The organism is Thauera phenylacetica B4P (assembly GCF_000310225.1).
GTDB lineage: Bacteria > Pseudomonadota > Gammaproteobacteria > Burkholderiales > Rhodocyclaceae > Thauera > Thauera phenylacetica.
The window spans coordinates 1-17,696 of sequence record NZ_AMXF01000076.1; the positions used below are offsets into that span (position 1 = coordinate 1).

Here is a 17,696-nt window from a genome sequence, read left to right on the forward strand (position 1 = left end):
CGGGCCTTGCGGGCGAGCTGCGCTGGCGCAGCCGGGTGCCGCACCTGCCGCCCGCCTACCTGCAGCAGCGCGAGGGCCGCCTCGGCGCCTGGCGGTTGCGTGGCGCCGAGCCCGAGTTCGTGGTGCTGCCCGAGGCCCAGGCCGGCCGTGCCGCCGCGGTGGACTGGCCGGCAGACGCGCAGGTGGTGGACGAGGGGCGCTTCGCGATCGGCCTGCAGGCGCCGGCCGACGCGGCCGGGGGCGCGCGTTGAACGGCTTCTACCGGCGGCTGATCGACAATCATCCGCTCGCCAACATCGCCTTCCTGATGGTGCTGCTGGGCGGGCTTTTCAGCTACCTCTCCATGCCGCGGGCGCAGGACCCGGAGATCAACTTCAACTGGGTCAGCATCGTCACCGCGCTGCCCGGCGCCTCGGCGGAGGACGTGGAGCGCGACCTCACCGGGCCGCTCGAGGACGCGATCAAGCAGGTCAAGGACATCCGCTTCAGCTCCTCGTCCAGCCGCGAGGGCGTGTCCTCCATCCTGGTGCGCTTCGAGGAGCTCCCCGAGCGGACATTCGACAAGCGCGTGAACGACCTGCGCCGCGAGATCCAGAACAAGGCCTCGGCCGAGCTGCCGCCGGACGCGACCGACCCGGTGGTGGTCGAATTCACCAGCTCGAACGGCTTCCCGACCGCGATCCTGGTGCTGCACGGCGCGGGCGGCGAGGCGCTGCGGCGCGCCGGCTTCGTGATGAAGAAGGAGCTCGAGGGCCTCGACGGCGTGGACCAGGTCATTGCCGCCGGCCTGGAGGATGCGCAGCTGCATGTCGACTTCGACCCCGCCCGGGTGGCGGCGGCCGGGCTGTCGCCGGTGCAGGTCGCCGACGGCGTGGCGGCCTGGTTCCGCAACACCCTCGCCGGCCGCGTGCGGGTGCAGGACCGCGAGTGGCTGGTGCGCATGGAGGGCAAGACGCCCGACCCCGAGGTGCTCGCCCAGGCCGCGGTGGTGACGCCGGCGGGCCGGGTGGCGCTCGACGAGCTCGCCAGCGTGGCGCGCGGCCACGAGCGCCCCGGCCAGCTCGTGAGCTACAACGGTGCGCCGGCGCTGATGCTGTCGATCACCAAGGACGCCGACGCCAACACGCTCGAGCTGGTCGAGCACCTGCAGGACTTCGCCGCCCGGCGCAACCCGCTGCTCGCCGACCAGGGCGTGCAGCTGCGCCTGATCGACGACCAGACCCACGCCACCCGCCACGCCATCGGGGTGATGGAGTCGAACGCGGTGTTCGGCCTGTTCGCGGTGCTGGCGATGTGCTGGGTCTTCCTCGGCTCGCGGCTGGCCCTGCTGGTCGGGCTGGGCGTGCCCTTCGCGCTCGCCGGCACCTTCATCGCGGTGGACCTGATCGGCTCCACGCTCAACCTCACGGTGCTGCTCGGCGTGGTGATCGCGCTCGGCATGCTGGTCGACGACGCGGTGGTGATCGTCGAGGCGATCTACTATCGCCTGCAGCGCGGCGATCCGCCGCACGAGGCGGTGGTGGGCGGGGTGGAGGAGGTCGGCCTGCCGGTGCTGTCCTCGGTGCTGACCACGATCGCCGCCTTCCTGCCGCTGATGCTGCTGCCCGGCATCCTGGGCAAGTTCATGTTCGTGGTGCCCTTCGTGGTCACGGTCGGCCTGCTCGTGAGCCTGGTCGAGGCCTACTGGATCCTGCCCACGCACATCCTCGCGCTGCGCCCGCAGCCCTCGCAACGACCCTCGCGTGCGCAGGCGCTGCGCGAGCGCTTCACGCTGCGCATCCGCATCGGCTATGCGCGTGCCCTGGTGGCGGTGATGCGCCGCCGCCGCCTTACGACCGCGGTCCTGCTGCTGATGATGGCGGGCGCGGGTGCGGCGGTGGTGACCGGCCTCGTGCGCGTGCAGTTCTTCGCCTTCGACTCGATGCGGCTCTTCTATGTGAACGTCGACATGCCCGCGGGCGTGGTGCCGGAGCGCACGCTGGCCGAGGCCGAGCGCGCGGTGAAGGCGCTGGGCGAGACGATCGGCGCCGACGAGCTGCGCTCGGTCGCGGCCTATGCCGGCCTGAAGTTCACCGAGACCGAGCCGGTGTATGGCGACCAGTACGCCCAGGTGCTGGTCTCGCTGCTGCCGCGCGCGGCCGACGGGCGCGACACCGCCGAGGTCATCGCCGCGGTGCGTCCGGGCATCGAGGCGCTCGCCGGCGAGGCGAAGTTCTCCTTCATGGAGATGAAGGGCGGGCCGCCGACCGCGAAGCCGATCTCGGTGAAGATGAAGTCCGACGACTACCCGCAGCTGCGCGTCGCCGCCGATGCGCTGCTCGCCGAGGCGGCGAAGCTGCCCGGGGTGCGCGACCTCACCGACGACGACGTCGCGGGGCGCGGCGAGATGCGCCTGGCGCTCGACCGCGAGAAGCTCGCGCGCGCCGGGGTGCAGCCGGCCGAGGTGGCGCGCCTGCTACGCCTGTATGGCGAGGGCGAGATCGTCGCCACCACGCGCGACGGCGGCGAGAAGCTGGAGGTGGTGGTGCGCGCCCGCCAGGAGAGCCTGGACGACGTCACCGGCCTGCTGCAGCGTCCGGTGCCGCTCGCCGACGGGCGCAGCGTGCAGCTCGGCGAGCTGGTGAGCCACCAGCTGCTGCTGTCCAAGGGCTACATCCGCCACTACCAGCTCACGCGCGCGATCACCGTCGAGGCCGAGCTCGACCGCGAGCGCCTCGACACCGTGGAGGCCAACGATCGCCTGAAGGCGGCGTGGGCGCAGCTGCAGCCGCGCTTCCCGGGCGTGGAGCTGGATTTCTCCGGCGAGCTGGAGGACATCCAGGAGAGCCTGGACGCGATGGGCAAGCTGTTCGCGCTCGGCGTCGGGCTGATCTACCTGATCCTCGCCACCCAGTTCCGCAGCTACTGGCAGCCGCTGATCATCCTGCTGACCGTGCCGCTCGCCTTCACCGGGGTGGTGCTCGGCCTGCTGGTGTCGGGCAATCCGCTGTCGCTGTACACGCTGTACGGGGTGATCGCGCTCACCGGGATCGCGGTGAACTCGGCGATCGTGCTCATCGACGCCGCCAACGAGCGCCGCGCCGCCGGCATGAGCGTGCAGCACGCCGCGATCTACGCCGCGCGCCGGCGCGTGGTGCCGATCCTGATCACCACCACCACCACCATCGGCGGGCTGCTCTCGCTCGCCATCGGGCTGGGTGGGAAGTCGCTGATGTGGGGGCCGGTGGCGGCGAGCATCGTGTGGGGGCTGGGCTTCTCCACCGTGCTGACCCTGTTCGCGGTGCCGCTGGTGTATCGGATGGCGATGCAACGCGGCGGCCGATAGAATGCTGCGCCGCGGCAGGCTCGCCGCCCCAGCCCCACACCGACCCTGCCCGCCATGGACGCCTTCCTCGTCTCCACCGCCATCGTCGCCCTCGCCGAGATCGGCGACAAGACGCAGCTGCTCGCCTTCATCCTCGCCGCGCGCTTCCGCCGGCCGTGGCCGATCGTGGCCGGCATCCTGGTCGCCACGCTGGCCAACCACGCCTTCGCCGCCGCGGTGGGCACCTGGCTGACCACGCTGATGGGACCGCACACCCTGCGCTGGGTGCTCGGGCTGTCCTTCATCGCGATGGCGGCGTGGACGCTGATCCCCGACAAGCTCGACGAGGAAGAGGCCAGGCTGCCGCGCCTGGGCGTGTTCGGTGCCACGCTGGTGGCCTTCTTCCTCGCCGAGATGGGCGACAAGACGCAGATCGCCACGGTTGCGCTGGCGGCGCAGTACCAGGCCCTGGTCGCGGTGGTGGCCGGCACCACGCTGGGCATGATGATCGCCAACGTGCCCGCGGTGCTGCTCGGCGACCGCATCGCCACGCGCATGCCGGTGAAGCTGGTGCACGGCATCGCCGCGGCCATTTTCCTCGGCCTGGGCATCGCGACCCTGGCCGGCGCCGGCGAGGGGCTGGGCTTCTGAGCACCCCGCGGTGGTGAGGGGGGGCGGACGCAGGCGGGCGAGGGCTGCTATGCTTGAGCGCTTTTGCGATCCGGCCTGATGGAATCCTCCTTTCGCCGCGGTGCCCGGGAGGGCATGCGCGACTTCCTGCCGCTCTCGGTGGGCCTTGTGCCGTGGGCGATGGTCACGGGCATCGCGATGCGCTCGATCGGCATGTCGCCGCTCGAGGCCATGGGCATGAACCTGCTGGTCTATGCCGGCACCGCCCAGCTCGGCACCCTGCCGCTGATCGGCAGCGGTGCAACGCTGTGGCTGATCTTCCTGACCGCGATGGTGCTCAACCTGCGCTTCGTCATCTTCAGCGCGACGCTGGCGCCGGTCTTTCATGATCACCGCTTCATGCGCCGGCTGGCGTCGAGCTATCTGCTCGTCGATGGCATGTTCGCGGTCGGCGCGGACAAGCTGCAAAGATCCGACGATCCGCACTGGCGCTGGGGCTACTACATCGTGCCATCGGTGTATTGCTGGCTGCTCTGGCAGCTCTGCGGCATCGTGGGTGTGTTCGGCGCCGCGGTGATTCCGCAGGACTGGTCGCTGGAGTTCATGACCACGATCGCGCTGACGGTGATGATGATCCCGATGTTGCGCGAGCGGCCGATGTGGGTGGCCGCGCTGGTGGGAGGGCTGGGGGCGGTGCTGCTGCGCGAGCTGCCGCTGCGCCTGGGGCTGATCGCCGGCATCGCGCTCGGCATCGCAGCGGGCTTCGTCGCCGAGCGCGCGCTGTCGGGGAGGGCGTCGCGATGAGCGAAGCGGTGATGAGCGAGGGCCTGTGGCTGTGGTTGACGCTGCTGGCGATCGGCTCGACGACGATCATGACGCGCGGCAGCTTCATCCTTGCCGGCGAGAAGGGCCGCCTGCCGCCTGCGTTGCAGCGTGCGCTGCGCTATGCGCCGGCGGCGGCGCTGTCGGCGCTGGTCATGCCCGACCTGCTGCTCGACGGCGCCGGCTTCGATCCCTTCAACCCCAAGCTGGCGGCCGGGCTGGTGGTCATCGTGGTGGCCACGCGCTGGCGCAACCCCTGGCTGCCCTTCATCCTCGGGATGGGGGTGCTGCTGGTGCTGCGCAAGGGGGCCGGCTGGTAGGGCCTGCGGACGAAAAACGCCGCGCCCACCTCGCGGCGGTACACGGCGTTCGGGCACGAGGTCCGCGGGCGGCCATCGGCGACCGCCCGCGGTGCGCGATCACTCGATCGCGGAGGCCGACTTGGCCATCTCGCGCAGGGCGAACTTCTGGATCTTGCCGGTCGAGGTCTTGGGCAGCACGCAGAACTCGATGAACTTGGGCACCTTGTAGCGCGCCAGGTGTTCGCGGCAGTGCGCGACGATGTCGTCGGCCGTTACCCCGGCGCCTTCCTTGACCTCGATGTAGGCCGCCGGTACCTCGCCCCACTTCTCGTCGGGCTTGGCGACCACCGCCGCGGTCAGCACCGCCGGGTGGCGGTACAGCACCTCTTCCACCTCGAGCGAGGAGATGTTCTCGCCGCCGGAGATGATCACGTCCTTGGAGCGGTCCTTGATCTTGACGTAGCCGTCCGGGTGCATGACCGCGAGGTCGCCGGTGTGGAACCAGCCGCCGGCGAAGGACTCCTGGGTGGCCTTCTCGTTCTTGAGGTAGCCCTTCATCACCAGGTTGCCGCGGAACATGATCTCGCCCATGGTCTCGCCGTCGGCGGGGACGGGTTCCATGGTGACCGGGTCGAGCACCGTGATCGCTTCCTGCATGTGGTAGCGCACGCCCTGGCGGCCGTTGCGCTCGGCGCGGCGGTCGATCGGGAGCGCGTCCCACTCGGGGTGCTTGGCGCACACCGAGGCCGGGCCGTAGGTTTCGGTCAGGCCATAGACGTGGGTGATGTCGAAGCCGATCTTCTCGGCGCCCTCGATGATCGCGGCCGGGGGCGCGGCACCCGCGATGAGGCCGGCGACGCTGTGCTCGATGCCGGCGCGCAGACCGTCGGGGGCGTTGATGAGCATGCCGTAGACGATCGGCGCGCCGCACATGTGGGTGACCTTGTGGCGGCGGATGAGCTCGTAGATCAGCGCCGGGTCGACCTTGCGCAGGCAGACGTTGATGCCGGCGTTGGCCGCCATGGTCCACGGGAAGCACCAGCCGTTGCAGTGGAACATCGGCAGCGTCCACAGGTAGGACGAGTGCTGCGGCATGCCCCAGCTGATGATGTTGGAGGCGGCGTTCAGGTAGGCGCCGCGGTGGTGGTAGACCACGCCCTTCGGGTTGCCGGTGGTGCCCGAGGTGTAGTTGAGCGCGATCGCGTCCCACTCGTCGGCGGGAAGCTTCCACTGGAAGTCGGGGTTGCCGCCGGCGAGGAAGTCCTCGTAGAGCAGGGTGCCGACGCGTTCGGAGCCCGGGTACTCGGGGTCGAGGGCGTCGATCACCAGGGGCTTGTCGCCGGGCAGCAGCTCGAGCGCGGCGCGGACCACGCCGGCGAACTCGGGGTCGGTGATCAGCACCTTGGCTTCGCCGTGCTGCAGCATGAAGGCGATGGCGTCGGCGTCGAGGCGGGTGTTGAGGGTGTTGAGGACCGCGCCGGTCATCGGCACGCCGAAGTGCGCCTCGAACATCGACGGCACGTTGGGCAGCATGCACGCGACCGTGTCGCCCTTCTTCACGCCGTGCGCGACCAGGGCGCTCGCCAGGCGGCGGCAGCGCTCGTAGGTCTGGCTCCAGGTGTAGGCGAGCGTGCCATGGACGACGCTGGTGCGCGTCGGATAGACCATGGCGGTGCGCTCGATGAAGCTCAGCGGCGACAGCGGTACGTAGTTGGCCGCGTTCTTGTCGAGGCCTTGCTGATATGCGTTTTGCGACATCCTTTTCCTCTCCCGTTCATATGAAGACAAACTGGTCGGGCCGGCGTCCCGCGCGGGATTCGGTCCATACCGTATAGTATGGAGGATGGCGTCGATCTTGTCTGCAGTTCTCCTGCGCGCAAGGCCTGTGAAAGCAGCCTGAGGCGCTCAGGCGGGCTGCACCCAGATGTGGCGCGACACCGCGTGCTCGATCGCGAGCTCGACGTGCTCGCACAATAGCACCGTCATCGGCTGCTGTTGCAGCACCTTCACCGCATGCGCGGCGGACAGCCCGTAGGCATGGAGCTGCTCGCGCTGCAGCGGGTCGATCTCGTCGCCGAAGTCGTCGATCCGCACCATGCGCCCGACCGGGGTGCCGATCAGGCGGATGCGCTCGTGGGGCTGCGGGATGGGCTTGGAGGGGGTGGCGTTCATGGCGCGGACTCGTCAGAAGATCAGGCGCAGGCCGTGGTTGAGCAGGCCGCCGATCAGGAAGGCGGTGGGGATGATCATCGCCAGCATGAGCGCGGCGACCTTCATGCCCTGCTCCTTGATGATCATCATCAGGCTGGCGATGCAGGGCACGAAGAGCGTGATCGTGACCATGCCGACCACGGCCTGGATCATCGACAGCTCGCTTTGCAGCGCAAAGAGCCCACTGGCGCCGAAGTCGCGGCGCAGGAAGCCCATCACGAAGGCCGCGCTCGCCTCCGGCGGCAGGCCGAGCCAGCCCACCACCAGCGGCTTGCCCGCCTCGATGATCCACGGCAGCGCGCCGCTGCGGTCGAGCCCGAACATGATCAGCGTGCCGATCAGGAACAGCGGGATGACCTCGATCAGGTACCACTTCAGGCGGCCGCCGGTCTTCTTGAGCACATTGCCCAGCACCGGCATGCGCATCGGCGGCAGCTCGGTGACGAGCGGGACGCGCTTGCCGGGCACGACCTTGCTCGCCAGCCAGCCGGTGAACAGCAGCACGCCGACGATCGCCAGCACCCAGATCACCGTGGCCCCGAAGGAGATGCCGCCGAGCAGGCCGAGCACCACGCCGAGCTGCGCCGAGCACGGGATCGCCAGTGCCATCAGGTAGATGGTGATCAGGCGCTCGCGCGGGGTGTGCAGGATGCGGGTGGTGAGCGTGGCCATGGTCACGCAGCCCAGGCCGAGCACCATCGGCAGCACCGCGCGGCCGTTGAGGCCGATCGCGGCGAACATGCGGTTGGCGATCACCGACAGGCGCGAGAAATAGCCGGAGTCCTCCAGCACGCCGAAGGCGAGGAAGAAGGTGGTGACGATGGGCAGGATCAGCGCCAGCGCGTAGGTCATGCCCATGGTCCACAGGCCGTATTCGCCGACGATGAGGTCGGCCAGCCAGGGCGTGGAGATGTGGCGCGTGACGAAGTCGGTGACCGCCGGGTTGAGCACCTCGCCGAAGAAGTCTTCTTCGAGCAGCCCGACCAGGGTGCTGGCGCCGAAATCGCCGACGAAGAGATACACCAGGTACAGCACGCCGAGCAGCATCGGCCAGCCCCACAGGCGGTGCACCGCGACACGGCCGAGCAGCATCGACAGCGTGCGGTCCTTGCCTGCGGCCTGGCGGGTGACGGTGCGCGCGAGCGCCTCGGCCGCGCTGCTGCGTTCGCGGGCGAGGCGCGCGGGCAGGGTGTCGCGGCCGGTTGGCGCGGTGAGTTCGGCGAGCGCGGTACGTACGTCGGCGCTGCCGGGCTGGGCGGCGAGCCAGTCGGCAACCTCGGAGTCGCGGCCGATCGCGAGGATGGCCAGGCCACGTGCGGCCAGGCGCGGATGCGGGCAGTTGGCCAGGATGAGCTGCTCGACGCGGGCGATGTCGCGCTCGAGCACCGGGTCGTAGCGCAGCAGCGGCGCGGGCACCGCCGCGCGCGACAGCGCGTCGGTAAGCGCCGCAATCCCTTCGCCGCCGGTCGCCACGGTGGCCACCACCGGCACGCCGAGGGCCTCGGCCAGCGCGCCGGCATCCACCGTGACCCCGCGCGCCTTGGCCTCGTCGGTCATGTTGAGCGCCATCACCATCGGCACGCCGAGTTCGGCCAGCAGCGCGGTGAGATTGAGCGTGCGGCGCAGGTTCTTGGCGTCACCGACCTGGATCAGCGTGCGCATGTCCTCATTGAGCAGCGCGCGCATGGTGGCGCGCTCGTCGTCGCTGCGCGAGGGCAGGGCGAGCACGCCCGGCGTGTCGAGCAGCGAGGCCTCGCGGTCGAAGCGCGGGGTGGCGCGCGAGACCTCGACCGTGGTGCCCGGGTAGTTGGACACCGTGACGTAGGTGCCGGTGAGGCGGTGGAACAGCACCGACTTGCCGACGTTGGGGTGGCCGACGAGGGCCAGGGTGCGCAGCACGGCGGCGGTGGCGGGGGAGGGCGAAGTGGCGCAGTCCATGAACTCGGGTGTCCGGAGGGCGGGGTAAGCCTAGAACGATAATGGGTCGCATTATTTCCGGTGCTGATCCAGCTCAAATGTGCTGCGGATGACGCCTCCTCGGTGTGCCTGGGCCTGCAGTGATCCAGGCGCTTGACAGGCGCCCGGATTTTAACGATATTGCGAATCATTCGCAAAACGGAGACCGTGATGACCCAGCCTTCCTCGCATGAGCAGACCCGCTTGCTCGCCGGCGTGATTGCCCACGTCTCGCGCTATCTCGATACCGGCTGCCCCCGTGCCGCGCACCAGGCGGCGCTGTTGCTGCGTTGCCTGGATGGCGGAGCCCTGGATCCGGAGCTGATGACGTCGTGCGAAGAGCTCGACCGCGTGATCTCCCTCCCGCGTCCTCCGCAGTGCGCGGGCGCCACCCGCACATCCCCGGCTTCGCGGCGTCCTCGCGTGCGCTCTATGCCTGCTTCGGCCTCCGTGGCTGCCTTTCCGAACTGACTCGAGGAGAACGACTTGTCCCGTTACACCGGCCCCCGCCTGAAAGTGATGCGCGCCCTCGGCACCGAGCTGCCGGGTCTGTCGCGCAAGCCGCTGGGTGAGCGCAACTATCCGCCCGGCCAGCATGGCCGGCGTCCGAAGCGCAAGTCCGGCTTCGGCGTGCAGCTGATCGAGAAGCAGAAGCTGCGCTTCAACTATGGTCTCGGCGAGAAGCAGATCCAGCGCCTGTTCCGCGAGGCCAAGCGCGACCGCGGTCCTACCGGCGACAAGCTGCTCGAGCTGCTCGAGCGCCGCCTCGACAACCTCGTGTTCCGCGCCGGCTTCGCACCGACCGCGGTGGCGGCGCGCCAGCTCGTCCGCCACAAGCACGTGCTGCTCAACGGGCGGGCGGTGAACATCCCCTCCATCCGCATCCGGCCAGGCGACCGCGTTCAGCTCGCCGAGCGTGCGCGCAGCATCCCGGTGGTGGTGGAGTCGCTCGCCGAGCCGGCGCTGATCCGTCCCGAGTGGCTCGTCTTCGATGCGGCGGAATTCGCAGCGACGGTGACGCGAACTCCTGCGCCCGACGAGGTCCCGTTCCCGGTCGACGTCCAGCAGGTCGTCGAGTACTACGCGGTGCGGCTGTGAGCGCGCAAACGTCTGCCGGCTGGCGCAGCGCGGCCGTGACCGAGGGGCCCGAGTACGACACCGACCCGGAGCTCGCGCTGGCGGCGGCGCTGCAGCTGTTGTCGCGTTTTCCGGCACGGCGCTCGCCGGCCCTGGCGCACGCGATCGCCAGTCATTTCCGCGTGATCGGCAGCGATCCTCGCCTCTCCGCGTGCTTGCGCGAGTGCGCCGCCCGGCTCGTCCAGGACTGGGAGGCCTATGCGGTGCTCGGCGAGGCCGATGACGTCAGCCAGGGTTCGCGGGTGCTGCACTGAACGGCGCGCTTCGGCGCGGTCCATCTTTCCCTTTCACCAGGAGAAACCGATGAGCAAGAAATGCTGCAAGAAGGACAAGCCCTGCAAGGGATGTCCGCGGCGCGCGAAGTAAGCCCTCATTCGCGGCAATCGGGACAGCATTGATATTCATCAAATGATAACGATTGTCATTGCTGCTACGATTTTGCAACTGCTCCCGAGGGTCCGTTGACGCTGCCGCGTCGCCGCAACGGAGCCGCTACCGACTACAAGGAAATCCCATGAAAAGCCTGATCCTCGCCGCCACGCTGGCTCTCGTCCCGCTTGCCACCCCCGTGTGGGCGTCGGGCGCGGGCGAGCGGAGTGCCCACTTCGAGGGCAAGCCCTCCGCGACCCTGGCGCAGGCGGTCGCCAACTTCAACGAGTACAACCTCAAGCTGAAGGCGATCCTCGACGGCAAGGTCACCGACTCGGACATGGCCGAGGTGCACCAGCTCACCTACACGCTCGAGAACGCGCTCAAGAAGATCAACGAGGAGATGAGCGCACTCGCCGGTACGCTCGAAGAGGTGCACATCGCTTCCGAGAAGCTCGATCGTGATGCGGTGCTCAAACACGGCCGCGCCTACCTTTCGGTCTCCGGCCAGGTCGTCAAGTAAGAACTCCCCCGGGCGCATGCGGGCACGTCCGAGGCGCGAGCGTCCGGCGTTCCTGTCGCATCGACGGGCTGCGGGCGGGTGATCGTCTCGCAGCCCCGGTCGCCGGGGATCACTCATCCTTTTCGGGCCGCTCGTGTGGGCGGCCCGTCTTTGTCCACCCCTCCCTGCAAAGGAATCGTCATGTCTCATCGCAAGTCCGGGCTGCGCCCGATCGTGCTGGCCTCGCTGTTCGCCTTCTGCTCCGCTCCGGCCTTCGCCGAGCGCCCGATGGCGGTGGATGACGCCGGCACGCTCGAGCGCGGTGGCGCCAAGCTCGAGTTCGGCTGGAGTCGCGACGATGCGGTGCGCGGCTACGAGGGTGCGGCGGGCTTCGGTCCGATCGACAACGTCGAGGTGGAGTGGAGGTGGGCTTCGGGCGTGCCAAGGATCGCGATGCCGACCCCGACGCGAAGATCCATGCCGTCGGCGCGGCGATCAAGTGGGTGCCGCTGCAGTCCGAGACCGGGCTGTCGGCCGGCCTGAAGTACGAATACGGCCGCGAGCGCGTCAGCGGCGAGGACTCGACCCGTGTCGACGCGCTCGCCGGCCTGGCGACCTGGGCGTTCGAGCAGGGACCGCGGGTGCATGTAAACCTCGGCCGCGAGTGGGTGCGCGACGACGAGGACGTCAATTTCTGGGGTGTCGGTCTCGACCTGCCGCTCTCCGAGCAGCTCGACTTCGTCGTCGAGACCTTCGGTGCGGAGCATTCCGGCCCGGACCGCCAGGTCGGCCTGCGCTACACGATCGCCGAGGGCGTGAAGGTCTCGGGCGCGGTCGGGCGCGGCAACGATCGCAACATCGCCAACGTCGGCGTGGCCTGGGAGTTCTGAGCGCCCGGCGCGCTCGACGAGGGGTAAGTTCGATGGTTTCGTTCAAGGAGTTGCGCGGCTTCCTGCGCGACGTGCGCATCGCCCACCACATCCGCGGGCGGATCCGGCTCAAGCTCGATGGTCGGGTGGTCTCGATCGACGTGCCCAGGGTCGAGGCCGGAGCTTTCCAAACGCTGCTCGACCGCACGCCGGGCGTGCGCTCGGTGCAGGTAAACCTGCTCGCGCGCTCGTGCACCGTCCATTACGACCCCGAGGTGATCCCCGAGCACGCGTGGGGGGATTTCCTCGCCGGTGCGGCGTCAGAGGCCGCGGCCGTCCTCGAGCGCATCCTGCACGACAGCTACCGGGAGATCGGCAATGCAGAACTACGATGAGTTCATCCTGCGCGCGCAACGCATCGACCCGCGCGCGCCTTATCCGGTGGTGCACCAGGCGGTGCGGATCGCGCTGTACGACGAGTACGCCGCGCGCAGCTTCTATGCGCGCGTGGCCGAAGCCTTCGGCGCACGTCCTCCCTTCGCCAACATCGTCCGTTCCGAGGAACAACACATCGCGGTCTTGCTCGGGCTGTGCGAGCGCTTCGGCATCCCGCGCCCGCTGGATCCCTTCCCGCAGGAAACCAACGTCGCGCCGACCTGGCTGGCCAATTGCCAGCGTGCGGTCAATGGCGAAATCGCCAACGTTCACCTGTACGCGTACCTGCTGACCCAGGTGGCGGAGCCGGAAATCCGTCAGGTGTTCCAGCGCCTGCAGGCGGCCTCGCTGCAGAACCACCTGCCCGCATTCCGTCAGGCTGCCTCCGCTGCGCAGGCGCAGGAGAGCTACCACGCCGCCCACGGCATCCCGCCGCAGCAGGCCTACGTGAGGCATGGGCCGCTGTCCGACTTTCTCGAGACGGCCTTCTCGCAGCTCGGGCCCCATGCCGGGCCGCTCGGCCTCTTCAGTCCGCTTCTGCGCCGTGCACACCCCGCCATGCTGGCCGGCATGGTTGCAGGGGGCGCAGGAGTCTATCTGTTGAAAGACGGGATCGGCCGTCATCGCAAGGAGAGCTGAAATGTTCCCGCTCTTTCCCTTCGTCGCAGGGGTGCTGACCGGCGCCGTCGCCCTCCGCCTCATCAAGACCGACAAGACCAAGGCCGGGCTGGACAAGGCGCAGGACAAGCTGCGTGACGCCACGGTGTCCAGCCTGGAAGCCATCGAGCACGCCTCTGCGCGCGCCCGCAAGCGCCTGACCGCCGCCGAGGCGGACGAAGACGGCGAATCGATGCCGGCAGAGGCCGCCGAGCCATCCGCACCTGCGGCGTGCAAGCGTGCGCCGCGTGCCGCGAAGGCCGCGCCCAAGGCGGACGCCGCCGCACGCAAGGAGGACGCCGAGTCATGAGAACCCCGATCCTGCCCCATCTACCCTCGGCGCCGGTTGTCACGGTGAGCCGCGCCGCGGGCGGCGGCTTCGTCCAGGGATTCGTCGCCGCCGGCTGCGTGTCCGCTTTCCAGGATCACCCCGCGCCGGCGTGCGCAGTCGATCTGAAGCGGGTGCTGCGCCACGCCCTGCAGGGTGGCGCCGCGCTGGCCGCGGGCAGCCAGGCTGCAATGGCGGTACGCCGGCAGGATTACACCGGGGCTTTGGTCGCGACCGCGGCCGGTGCAGCCGGCGTGCTGCTGATCGAACGACTGCTGCGCGATTCCGCGAAAGCCGTACAGGAGAAGAAGGATGTCTAAGAAACACAAGAAGGCCCATCGCCGTGGCGACCGCGGGATGCAGGGCGCTGGTGGGCCGATGAACCAGGGCCATTACGGGCAATATGGCCAGTACGGGATGGGCGGCATGGGCGCCGACCCGGCTGCCGGCATGTACGCGGCGGAGGCCGCGTTCGCGCAGGGCCCCGGCGCGGGCTACGGCCCGGGTGCCGGGGCCTGGCCGGGCGGCCTGCAGGCGGGTCTTCAGGCGGGCCTCGGGCCGACCGGCCTCGACGGTGGCCTGTTGCAAGGCATGCCGGCCTTCCTGCGCACGCGCAACAGCGAGCAGTTCCTGCTCGGCGCCCTGATCGGTGCCGCGGCGGCCTGGGTGCTGAGCGACGAGGAGTTGCGCGGCAAGATCGTCAAGTCGGCGATGAAGCTTTATGCCGGTGTGGCCGGCGGCTTCGAGGAGATGAAGGAGCAGATGGCCGACATCCGCGCCGAAGTCGAAGCGGAGCAGCACGGAGACGCATGATGAGCGGCGGCTGGGTGTCCGCGCTGGAGCCGGCGCATGCCACGCGTGGCCGCGTGCGCTGGCGCTACGCTTGTCGCCCGGGGGCGCCGTCCGACCCGCATGCGCTGGAGCGGGCGGTGGCGACCGTGGACGGTGTGCGCAAGGTGCGGATCAACGCTGCCGCGCGCGCGCTGGTGGTCGAGTTCGATGCTGCGCAAACCTCCGCGGAGCGCATCGCCCTCGACATCCTGCGCATGGTGCCCGCGCAAGCCCGCAAGGCGGGTGCGCGCAACGGCGAGCCCAGCGTCGCGCCGGTCGCGCTGAGTGCGGCGACCCTGCTGGCGACGCGTTCGCTGCAGCCCGGCCTGCAGGCGCCGGTGGCCTTCGGTACGGCAATCCCGCTGCTTGGCGAGGCGGTCGATGACTTCCTCGAGAAGGGTGTCACCTCGCACGTGCTCGAGGCGATGGCGGTGGCGATCTCGATCGGGCGGCGCGATTACCTCGCCGCCAACACCACCTCCTTCCTGCTCGCGCTCGGCGAGTACATGGAGTCCTCGATCGAGCGCCGCTCCGACGACCTGCTCAAGCACCTGCTGAAACCCGCGGTGGACGAGATCTGGGTGGAGCGCGACGGTGCCGAGATCCAGATCGAGGCCGGGGAGGTCCGCGTCGGCGACACGGTGATCGCCGCCACCGGCACCGTGATCCCGGTCGATGGCACGGTGCTGGGTGGCGAGGCCATGGTCAACGAGGCCACCATGACCGGCGAGAGCGTGCCGGTGGCGCGCCGCCGTGGCGACGCGGTGCTGTCCGGCACGCTGGTCGAGGAAGGCCGGCTGCGCATCTACGCCGAGAAGGTTGGCGCGCAGGCCGCGGCAGCCCGCATCGCGGACTTCGTCGAGCAGTCGCTTGCGGTCAAGAGCAAGACCCAACTCGAAGCCTCGCGCATGGCCGATCGCCTGGTGCCGATGGTGCTGGGCCTGGCGGGTGCGACCTGGCTGGTGTCGCGCGACTGGGAGCGCGTGGCGGCAGTGCTGCAGGCGGACTATTCCTGCGCGCTCAAGCTGTCGACCCCGGTCGCCTTCAAATCGGCGATGTACGCCGCCGGCAAGTCGGGCATGCTGGTCAAGGGCGCCAAGGCGCTCGAGCGCCTGGCCGAGGCCGACACCTTCGTATTCGACAAGACCGGCACCCTGAGCACCGGCAAGCTCGAGGTGACCGACTCGGTCGCCTTCAAGCCGGGCTATTCGCCCGAGGACCTGATCAACCTGGCGGCCTCGGTGGAGGAGCATTACTTCCACCCGCTTGCGCTCGCGGTGGTCGAGGCCTCCCGGCGTCTGGACAGCCCGCGCCATTTCGACCACAAGGAGGTCGAGTTCATCGTCGCCCACGGCGTGGCCAGCGTCATCGATGGGCGTCGCATCGTGGTCGGCTCGCGCCACTTCGTCGAGGACGACGAGGGCATTCCCGTGGCTGAGCATCGCGAGGTCATCGACCGGCTCCACCTCGAGGGCAAGACGCTGCTCTACATCGGCTTCGGTGGCGAGCTGCTCGGCGTGCTGGCGCTGCGCGACGGCCTGCGCGCCAACAGCGCAGGGACCATCCGCCGCCTGCGCCGACTCGGCGTGAAGCGCGTGCTGATGCTGACCGGCGACCATCCCGAGCGCGCGCGCGCGATGGCGGAGGAACTCGGCCTCGACGACTTCCACGCCGGCCTGCTGCCACAGGACAAGGCGGACATCCTGCAGCGCCTGGCTGCAGAGGGCGCGCGCATCGCCTTCGTCGGCGACGGCGTCAATGACGCGCCCGCGCTCAGCGGCGCCCACGTCGGCATCTCGATGCACAACGGCGCCGATGTTGCGCGGCTGGCGTCGGACCTTGCGCTGCTCGAGGACGACATCGCCCGCGTCGCCGACGCCAAGGCGCTGGCGCTCGCCACGCGCCGCCTGATCGACAGCAACTTCAAGCTCACGGTGGGGCTCAATACCACGATCCTGTCGGCCGCCGCGTTCGGCCTGCTGACCCCGATCGCGGCCTCCGCCCTGCACAACGGCACGACGATCGCGATCCTGCTGCGCGCGCTCGCCGGGGCCGGCCTGCCGCGCGATCGACGCACGGGGCCTGTGGCCACCCGGCGCGGCAAGGTGTCCGCATGAACAGCCCGAACCGTTCCGATGCCTTTCCGCTGGCGATGGCCGCCGAGGGCGAAGCCGTCCGCGTCGTTGCGATCCTTGGCGGGTCGGGCATGGCGCTGCGCGTCGCCGAACTCGGCCTGAACGTCGGCAGCGAGCTCGTGGTGCGCCAGCGCCAGGGCGGCGGCTTGGTGGTCGGGCGCGGCGAGACGCGCTTCGCGCTCGGCGGCGGCATGGCGCACAAGATCCTCGTGGCGCGGCTGCAGGGCTGAGCCGCGACGCTTTCGAACCGTGCCGGGCCGCTTGGCCTGGCATTCACGTCAGTTGGAGTAGGTCGGATGATGCTCAAGCAACTCGCGGTCGGCGACCGCGCGAAGGTCAGCGGCTTTGCCGAGGCGGGCGGTCCCTACCGTCGCAAGCTCCTGTCCATGGGGCTCACGCCGGGGGCCGAGCTGGAGGTCGTGCGCGTGGCGCCGATGGGCGACCCGGTGGAGATCCGCGTGCGTGGCTTCGCGCTCACACTGCGCAAGGGCGAAGCCGATGCCCTGAACGTCGACAAGCTGTGATGAAGATTCCCGTAATGAAGAACGAACATCTCATCGCCCTGGTGGGCAACCCGAACTGCGGCAAGACCACCCTGTTCAACGCCCTCACCGGCTCGCGCCAGCGCGTGGGCAACTGGCCCGGCGTCACGGTCGAGAAGAAGAGCGGCGAATACCGCCAGGACGGCCTGCGCTTCGAGGTCGTCGACCTGCCCGGCACCTACTCGCTGGACGTCGTCGACCGCGAGGTCTCGCTCGACGAGAGCGTCGCGCGCGACTACGTCCATGGCAACGAGGCCGAGCTCGTCGTCAATATCGTCGATGCCGCCAACCTTGAGCGCAACCTGTATCTGACCACCCAGCTCGTCGAGATGCGGGTGCCGCTGCTGGTGGTGCTCAACATGGTCGACGTGGCCCAGGCCAAGGGGCTCGCGATCGACGTCGAGGCGCTTGCGCACAAGCTCGGTTGCCCGGTGGTCCCGGTGGTGGCGTCCGAGGGGCGCGGCGTCGATGCGCTCAAGGCGGCGATCCTCGCCGCCGTGAAGGCGCGCAAGCCGGCCAGCGCCCGGGTGGACTACCAGGTGGCGCTCGAGCAGGCGGTCGCCGCGCTACTGCCGCGGCTCGAGTCGGCCGCGCAGGCGGCGGGGACGTCGGCCCGCTGGCTGGCCGTGCGCCTGCTCGAGGGCGACGACCTCGCGCTCGGCGCCG

The 17,696-nt window shown here is 69.7% G+C and carries 22 protein-coding genes and 1 pseudogene; 20 read left to right on the forward strand and 3 right to left on the reverse strand.

Annotation, left to right across the window (positions count from 1 at the left end; all coding sequences use genetic code 11):
- From C667_RS11380 to C667_RS11400, 5 genes and pseudogenes are all read left to right on the forward strand, one after another.
- Positions 1 to 251 (forward strand): annotated as a pseudogene (locus tag C667_RS11380) (efflux RND transporter periplasmic adaptor subunit); the annotation flags it as partial.
- Positions 248 to 3,325: an efflux RND transporter permease subunit gene (locus C667_RS11385; RefSeq protein ID WP_004363545.1), complete on the forward strand. Its 3,078-nt coding sequence runs from the start codon at positions 248 to 250 to the stop codon at positions 3,323 to 3,325. The pseudogene C667_RS11380 and the gene C667_RS11385, both read left to right, overlap by 4 nt.
- Before the next feature lie 54 nt (positions 3,326 to 3,379).
- Entirely contained in the window at positions 3,380 to 3,955 is a 576-nt protein-coding gene (locus tag C667_RS11390; RefSeq protein ID WP_004363547.1) for a TMEM165/GDT1 family protein, read from the forward strand.
- A gap of 78 nt (positions 3,956 to 4,033) precedes the next feature.
- A complete protein-coding gene (locus C667_RS11395; RefSeq protein ID WP_004363549.1) occupies positions 4,034 to 4,738 on the forward strand; it encodes an AzlC family ABC transporter permease in 705 nt (234 codons plus the stop codon).
- Complete coding sequence (locus C667_RS11400; protein ID WP_004363551.1) at positions 4,735 to 5,076, forward strand: AzlD domain-containing protein; 342 nt, start codon at positions 4,735 to 4,737, stop codon at positions 5,074 to 5,076. The genes C667_RS11395 and C667_RS11400 overlap by 4 nt, the downstream gene beginning before the upstream one ends.
- Positions 5,077 to 5,175: 99 nt before the next feature.
- Here C667_RS11400 and C667_RS11405 read toward each other — a convergent pair whose 3' ends face one another.
- From C667_RS11405 to feoB, 3 genes are all read right to left on the reverse strand, one after another.
- Positions 5,176 to 6,816 carry an acyl-CoA synthetase gene (locus C667_RS11405; RefSeq protein WP_004363554.1) on the reverse strand — a complete coding sequence of 547 codons (1,641 nt, stop codon included), beginning with the start codon at positions 6,814 to 6,816 and terminating at the stop codon, positions 5,176 to 5,178.
- A gap of 147 nt (positions 6,817 to 6,963) precedes the next feature.
- Positions 6,964 to 7,230 carry a ferrous iron transport protein A gene (locus C667_RS11410; RefSeq protein ID WP_004363555.1) on the reverse strand — a complete coding sequence of 89 codons (267 nt, stop codon included), beginning with the start codon at positions 7,228 to 7,230 and terminating at the stop codon, positions 6,964 to 6,966.
- A 12-nt stretch (positions 7,231 to 7,242) separates the two neighbouring features.
- Positions 7,243 to 9,207: a ferrous iron transport protein B gene (gene feoB / locus C667_RS11415; RefSeq protein ID WP_004363556.1), complete on the reverse strand. Its 1,965-nt coding sequence runs from the start codon at positions 9,205 to 9,207 to the stop codon at positions 7,243 to 7,245.
- 189 nt (positions 9,208 to 9,396) lie between these two features.
- Between feoB and C667_RS11420 the strand changes: the two genes are divergently transcribed.
- The 15 genes from C667_RS11420 to C667_RS11485 all read left to right on the forward strand — a co-directional run.
- Positions 9,397 to 9,696 carry a hypothetical protein gene (locus tag C667_RS11420; RefSeq protein ID WP_004363557.1) on the forward strand — a complete coding sequence of 100 codons (300 nt, stop codon included), beginning with the start codon at positions 9,397 to 9,399 and terminating at the stop codon, positions 9,694 to 9,696.
- A gap of 15 nt (positions 9,697 to 9,711) precedes the next feature.
- Positions 9,712 to 10,323 carry a 30S ribosomal protein S4 gene (gene rpsD / locus C667_RS11425; protein ID WP_004363558.1) on the forward strand — a complete coding sequence of 204 codons (612 nt, stop codon included), beginning with the start codon at positions 9,712 to 9,714 and terminating at the stop codon, positions 10,321 to 10,323.
- A gap of 35 nt (positions 10,324 to 10,358) precedes the next feature.
- Positions 10,359 to 10,616 carry a hypothetical protein gene (locus tag C667_RS11430; RefSeq protein WP_004363559.1) on the forward strand — a complete coding sequence of 86 codons (258 nt, stop codon included), beginning with the start codon at positions 10,359 to 10,361 and terminating at the stop codon, positions 10,614 to 10,616.
- 260 nt (positions 10,617 to 10,876) lie between these two features.
- Positions 10,877 to 11,254: a DUF6746 family protein gene (locus C667_RS11435; protein WP_004363560.1), complete on the forward strand. Its 378-nt coding sequence runs from the start codon at positions 10,877 to 10,879 to the stop codon at positions 11,252 to 11,254.
- A 180-nt stretch (positions 11,255 to 11,434) separates the two neighbouring features.
- Entirely contained in the window at positions 11,435 to 11,776 is a 342-nt protein-coding gene (locus tag C667_RS26450; protein ID WP_245538465.1) for a hypothetical protein, read from the forward strand.
- Positions 11,737 to 12,123, forward strand: coding sequence for a PA4824 family protein (locus C667_RS26455; protein WP_245538466.1), 387 nt, complete (start codon positions 11,737 to 11,739; stop codon positions 12,121 to 12,123). The genes C667_RS26450 and C667_RS26455 overlap by 40 nt, the downstream gene beginning before the upstream one ends.
- A 32-nt stretch (positions 12,124 to 12,155) precedes the next feature.
- Positions 12,156 to 12,497, forward strand: coding sequence for a cation transporter (locus C667_RS11445; RefSeq protein WP_004363561.1), 342 nt, complete (start codon positions 12,156 to 12,158; stop codon positions 12,495 to 12,497).
- Positions 12,481 to 13,176, forward strand: coding sequence for a ferritin-like domain-containing protein (locus C667_RS11450; RefSeq protein WP_004363562.1), 696 nt, complete (start codon positions 12,481 to 12,483; stop codon positions 13,174 to 13,176). Before C667_RS11445 ends, C667_RS11450 begins: the two co-directional genes overlap by 17 nt.
- 1 nt (position 13,177) lies before the next feature.
- Complete coding sequence (locus tag C667_RS11455) at positions 13,178 to 13,504, forward strand: hypothetical protein (RefSeq protein ID WP_004363565.1); 327 nt, start codon at positions 13,178 to 13,180, stop codon at positions 13,502 to 13,504.
- A complete protein-coding gene (locus tag C667_RS11460; protein ID WP_004363568.1) occupies positions 13,501 to 13,842 on the forward strand; it encodes a hypothetical protein in 342 nt (113 codons plus the stop codon). The genes C667_RS11455 and C667_RS11460 overlap by 4 nt, the downstream gene beginning before the upstream one ends.
- Positions 13,835 to 14,335: a hypothetical protein gene (locus C667_RS11465; protein WP_004363569.1), complete on the forward strand. Its 501-nt coding sequence runs from the start codon at positions 13,835 to 13,837 to the stop codon at positions 14,333 to 14,335. The genes C667_RS11460 and C667_RS11465 overlap by 8 nt, the downstream gene beginning before the upstream one ends.
- Positions 14,332 to 16,470 (forward strand): heavy metal translocating P-type ATPase, encoded by a 2,139-nt coding sequence (locus tag C667_RS11470; protein ID WP_211207696.1) that lies wholly within the window; start codon positions 14,332 to 14,334, stop codon positions 16,468 to 16,470. The genes C667_RS11465 and C667_RS11470 overlap by 4 nt, the downstream gene beginning before the upstream one ends.
- Positions 16,467 to 16,718 carry a FeoA family protein gene (locus C667_RS11475; protein WP_004363574.1) on the forward strand — a complete coding sequence of 84 codons (252 nt, stop codon included), beginning with the start codon at positions 16,467 to 16,469 and terminating at the stop codon, positions 16,716 to 16,718. Before C667_RS11470 ends, C667_RS11475 begins: the two co-directional genes overlap by 4 nt.
- A 66-nt stretch (positions 16,719 to 16,784) precedes the next feature.
- On the forward strand, positions 16,785 to 17,012 hold the full coding sequence (locus C667_RS11480; RefSeq protein WP_004363577.1) for a FeoA family protein: 228 nt from the start codon (positions 16,785 to 16,787) through the stop codon (positions 17,010 to 17,012).
- Positions 17,013 to 17,026: 14 nt separating this feature from the next.
- On the forward strand, positions 17,027 to 17,696 hold a 670-nt coding region (locus C667_RS11485), incomplete at its 3' end, for a FeoB small GTPase domain-containing protein (RefSeq protein ID WP_004363579.1).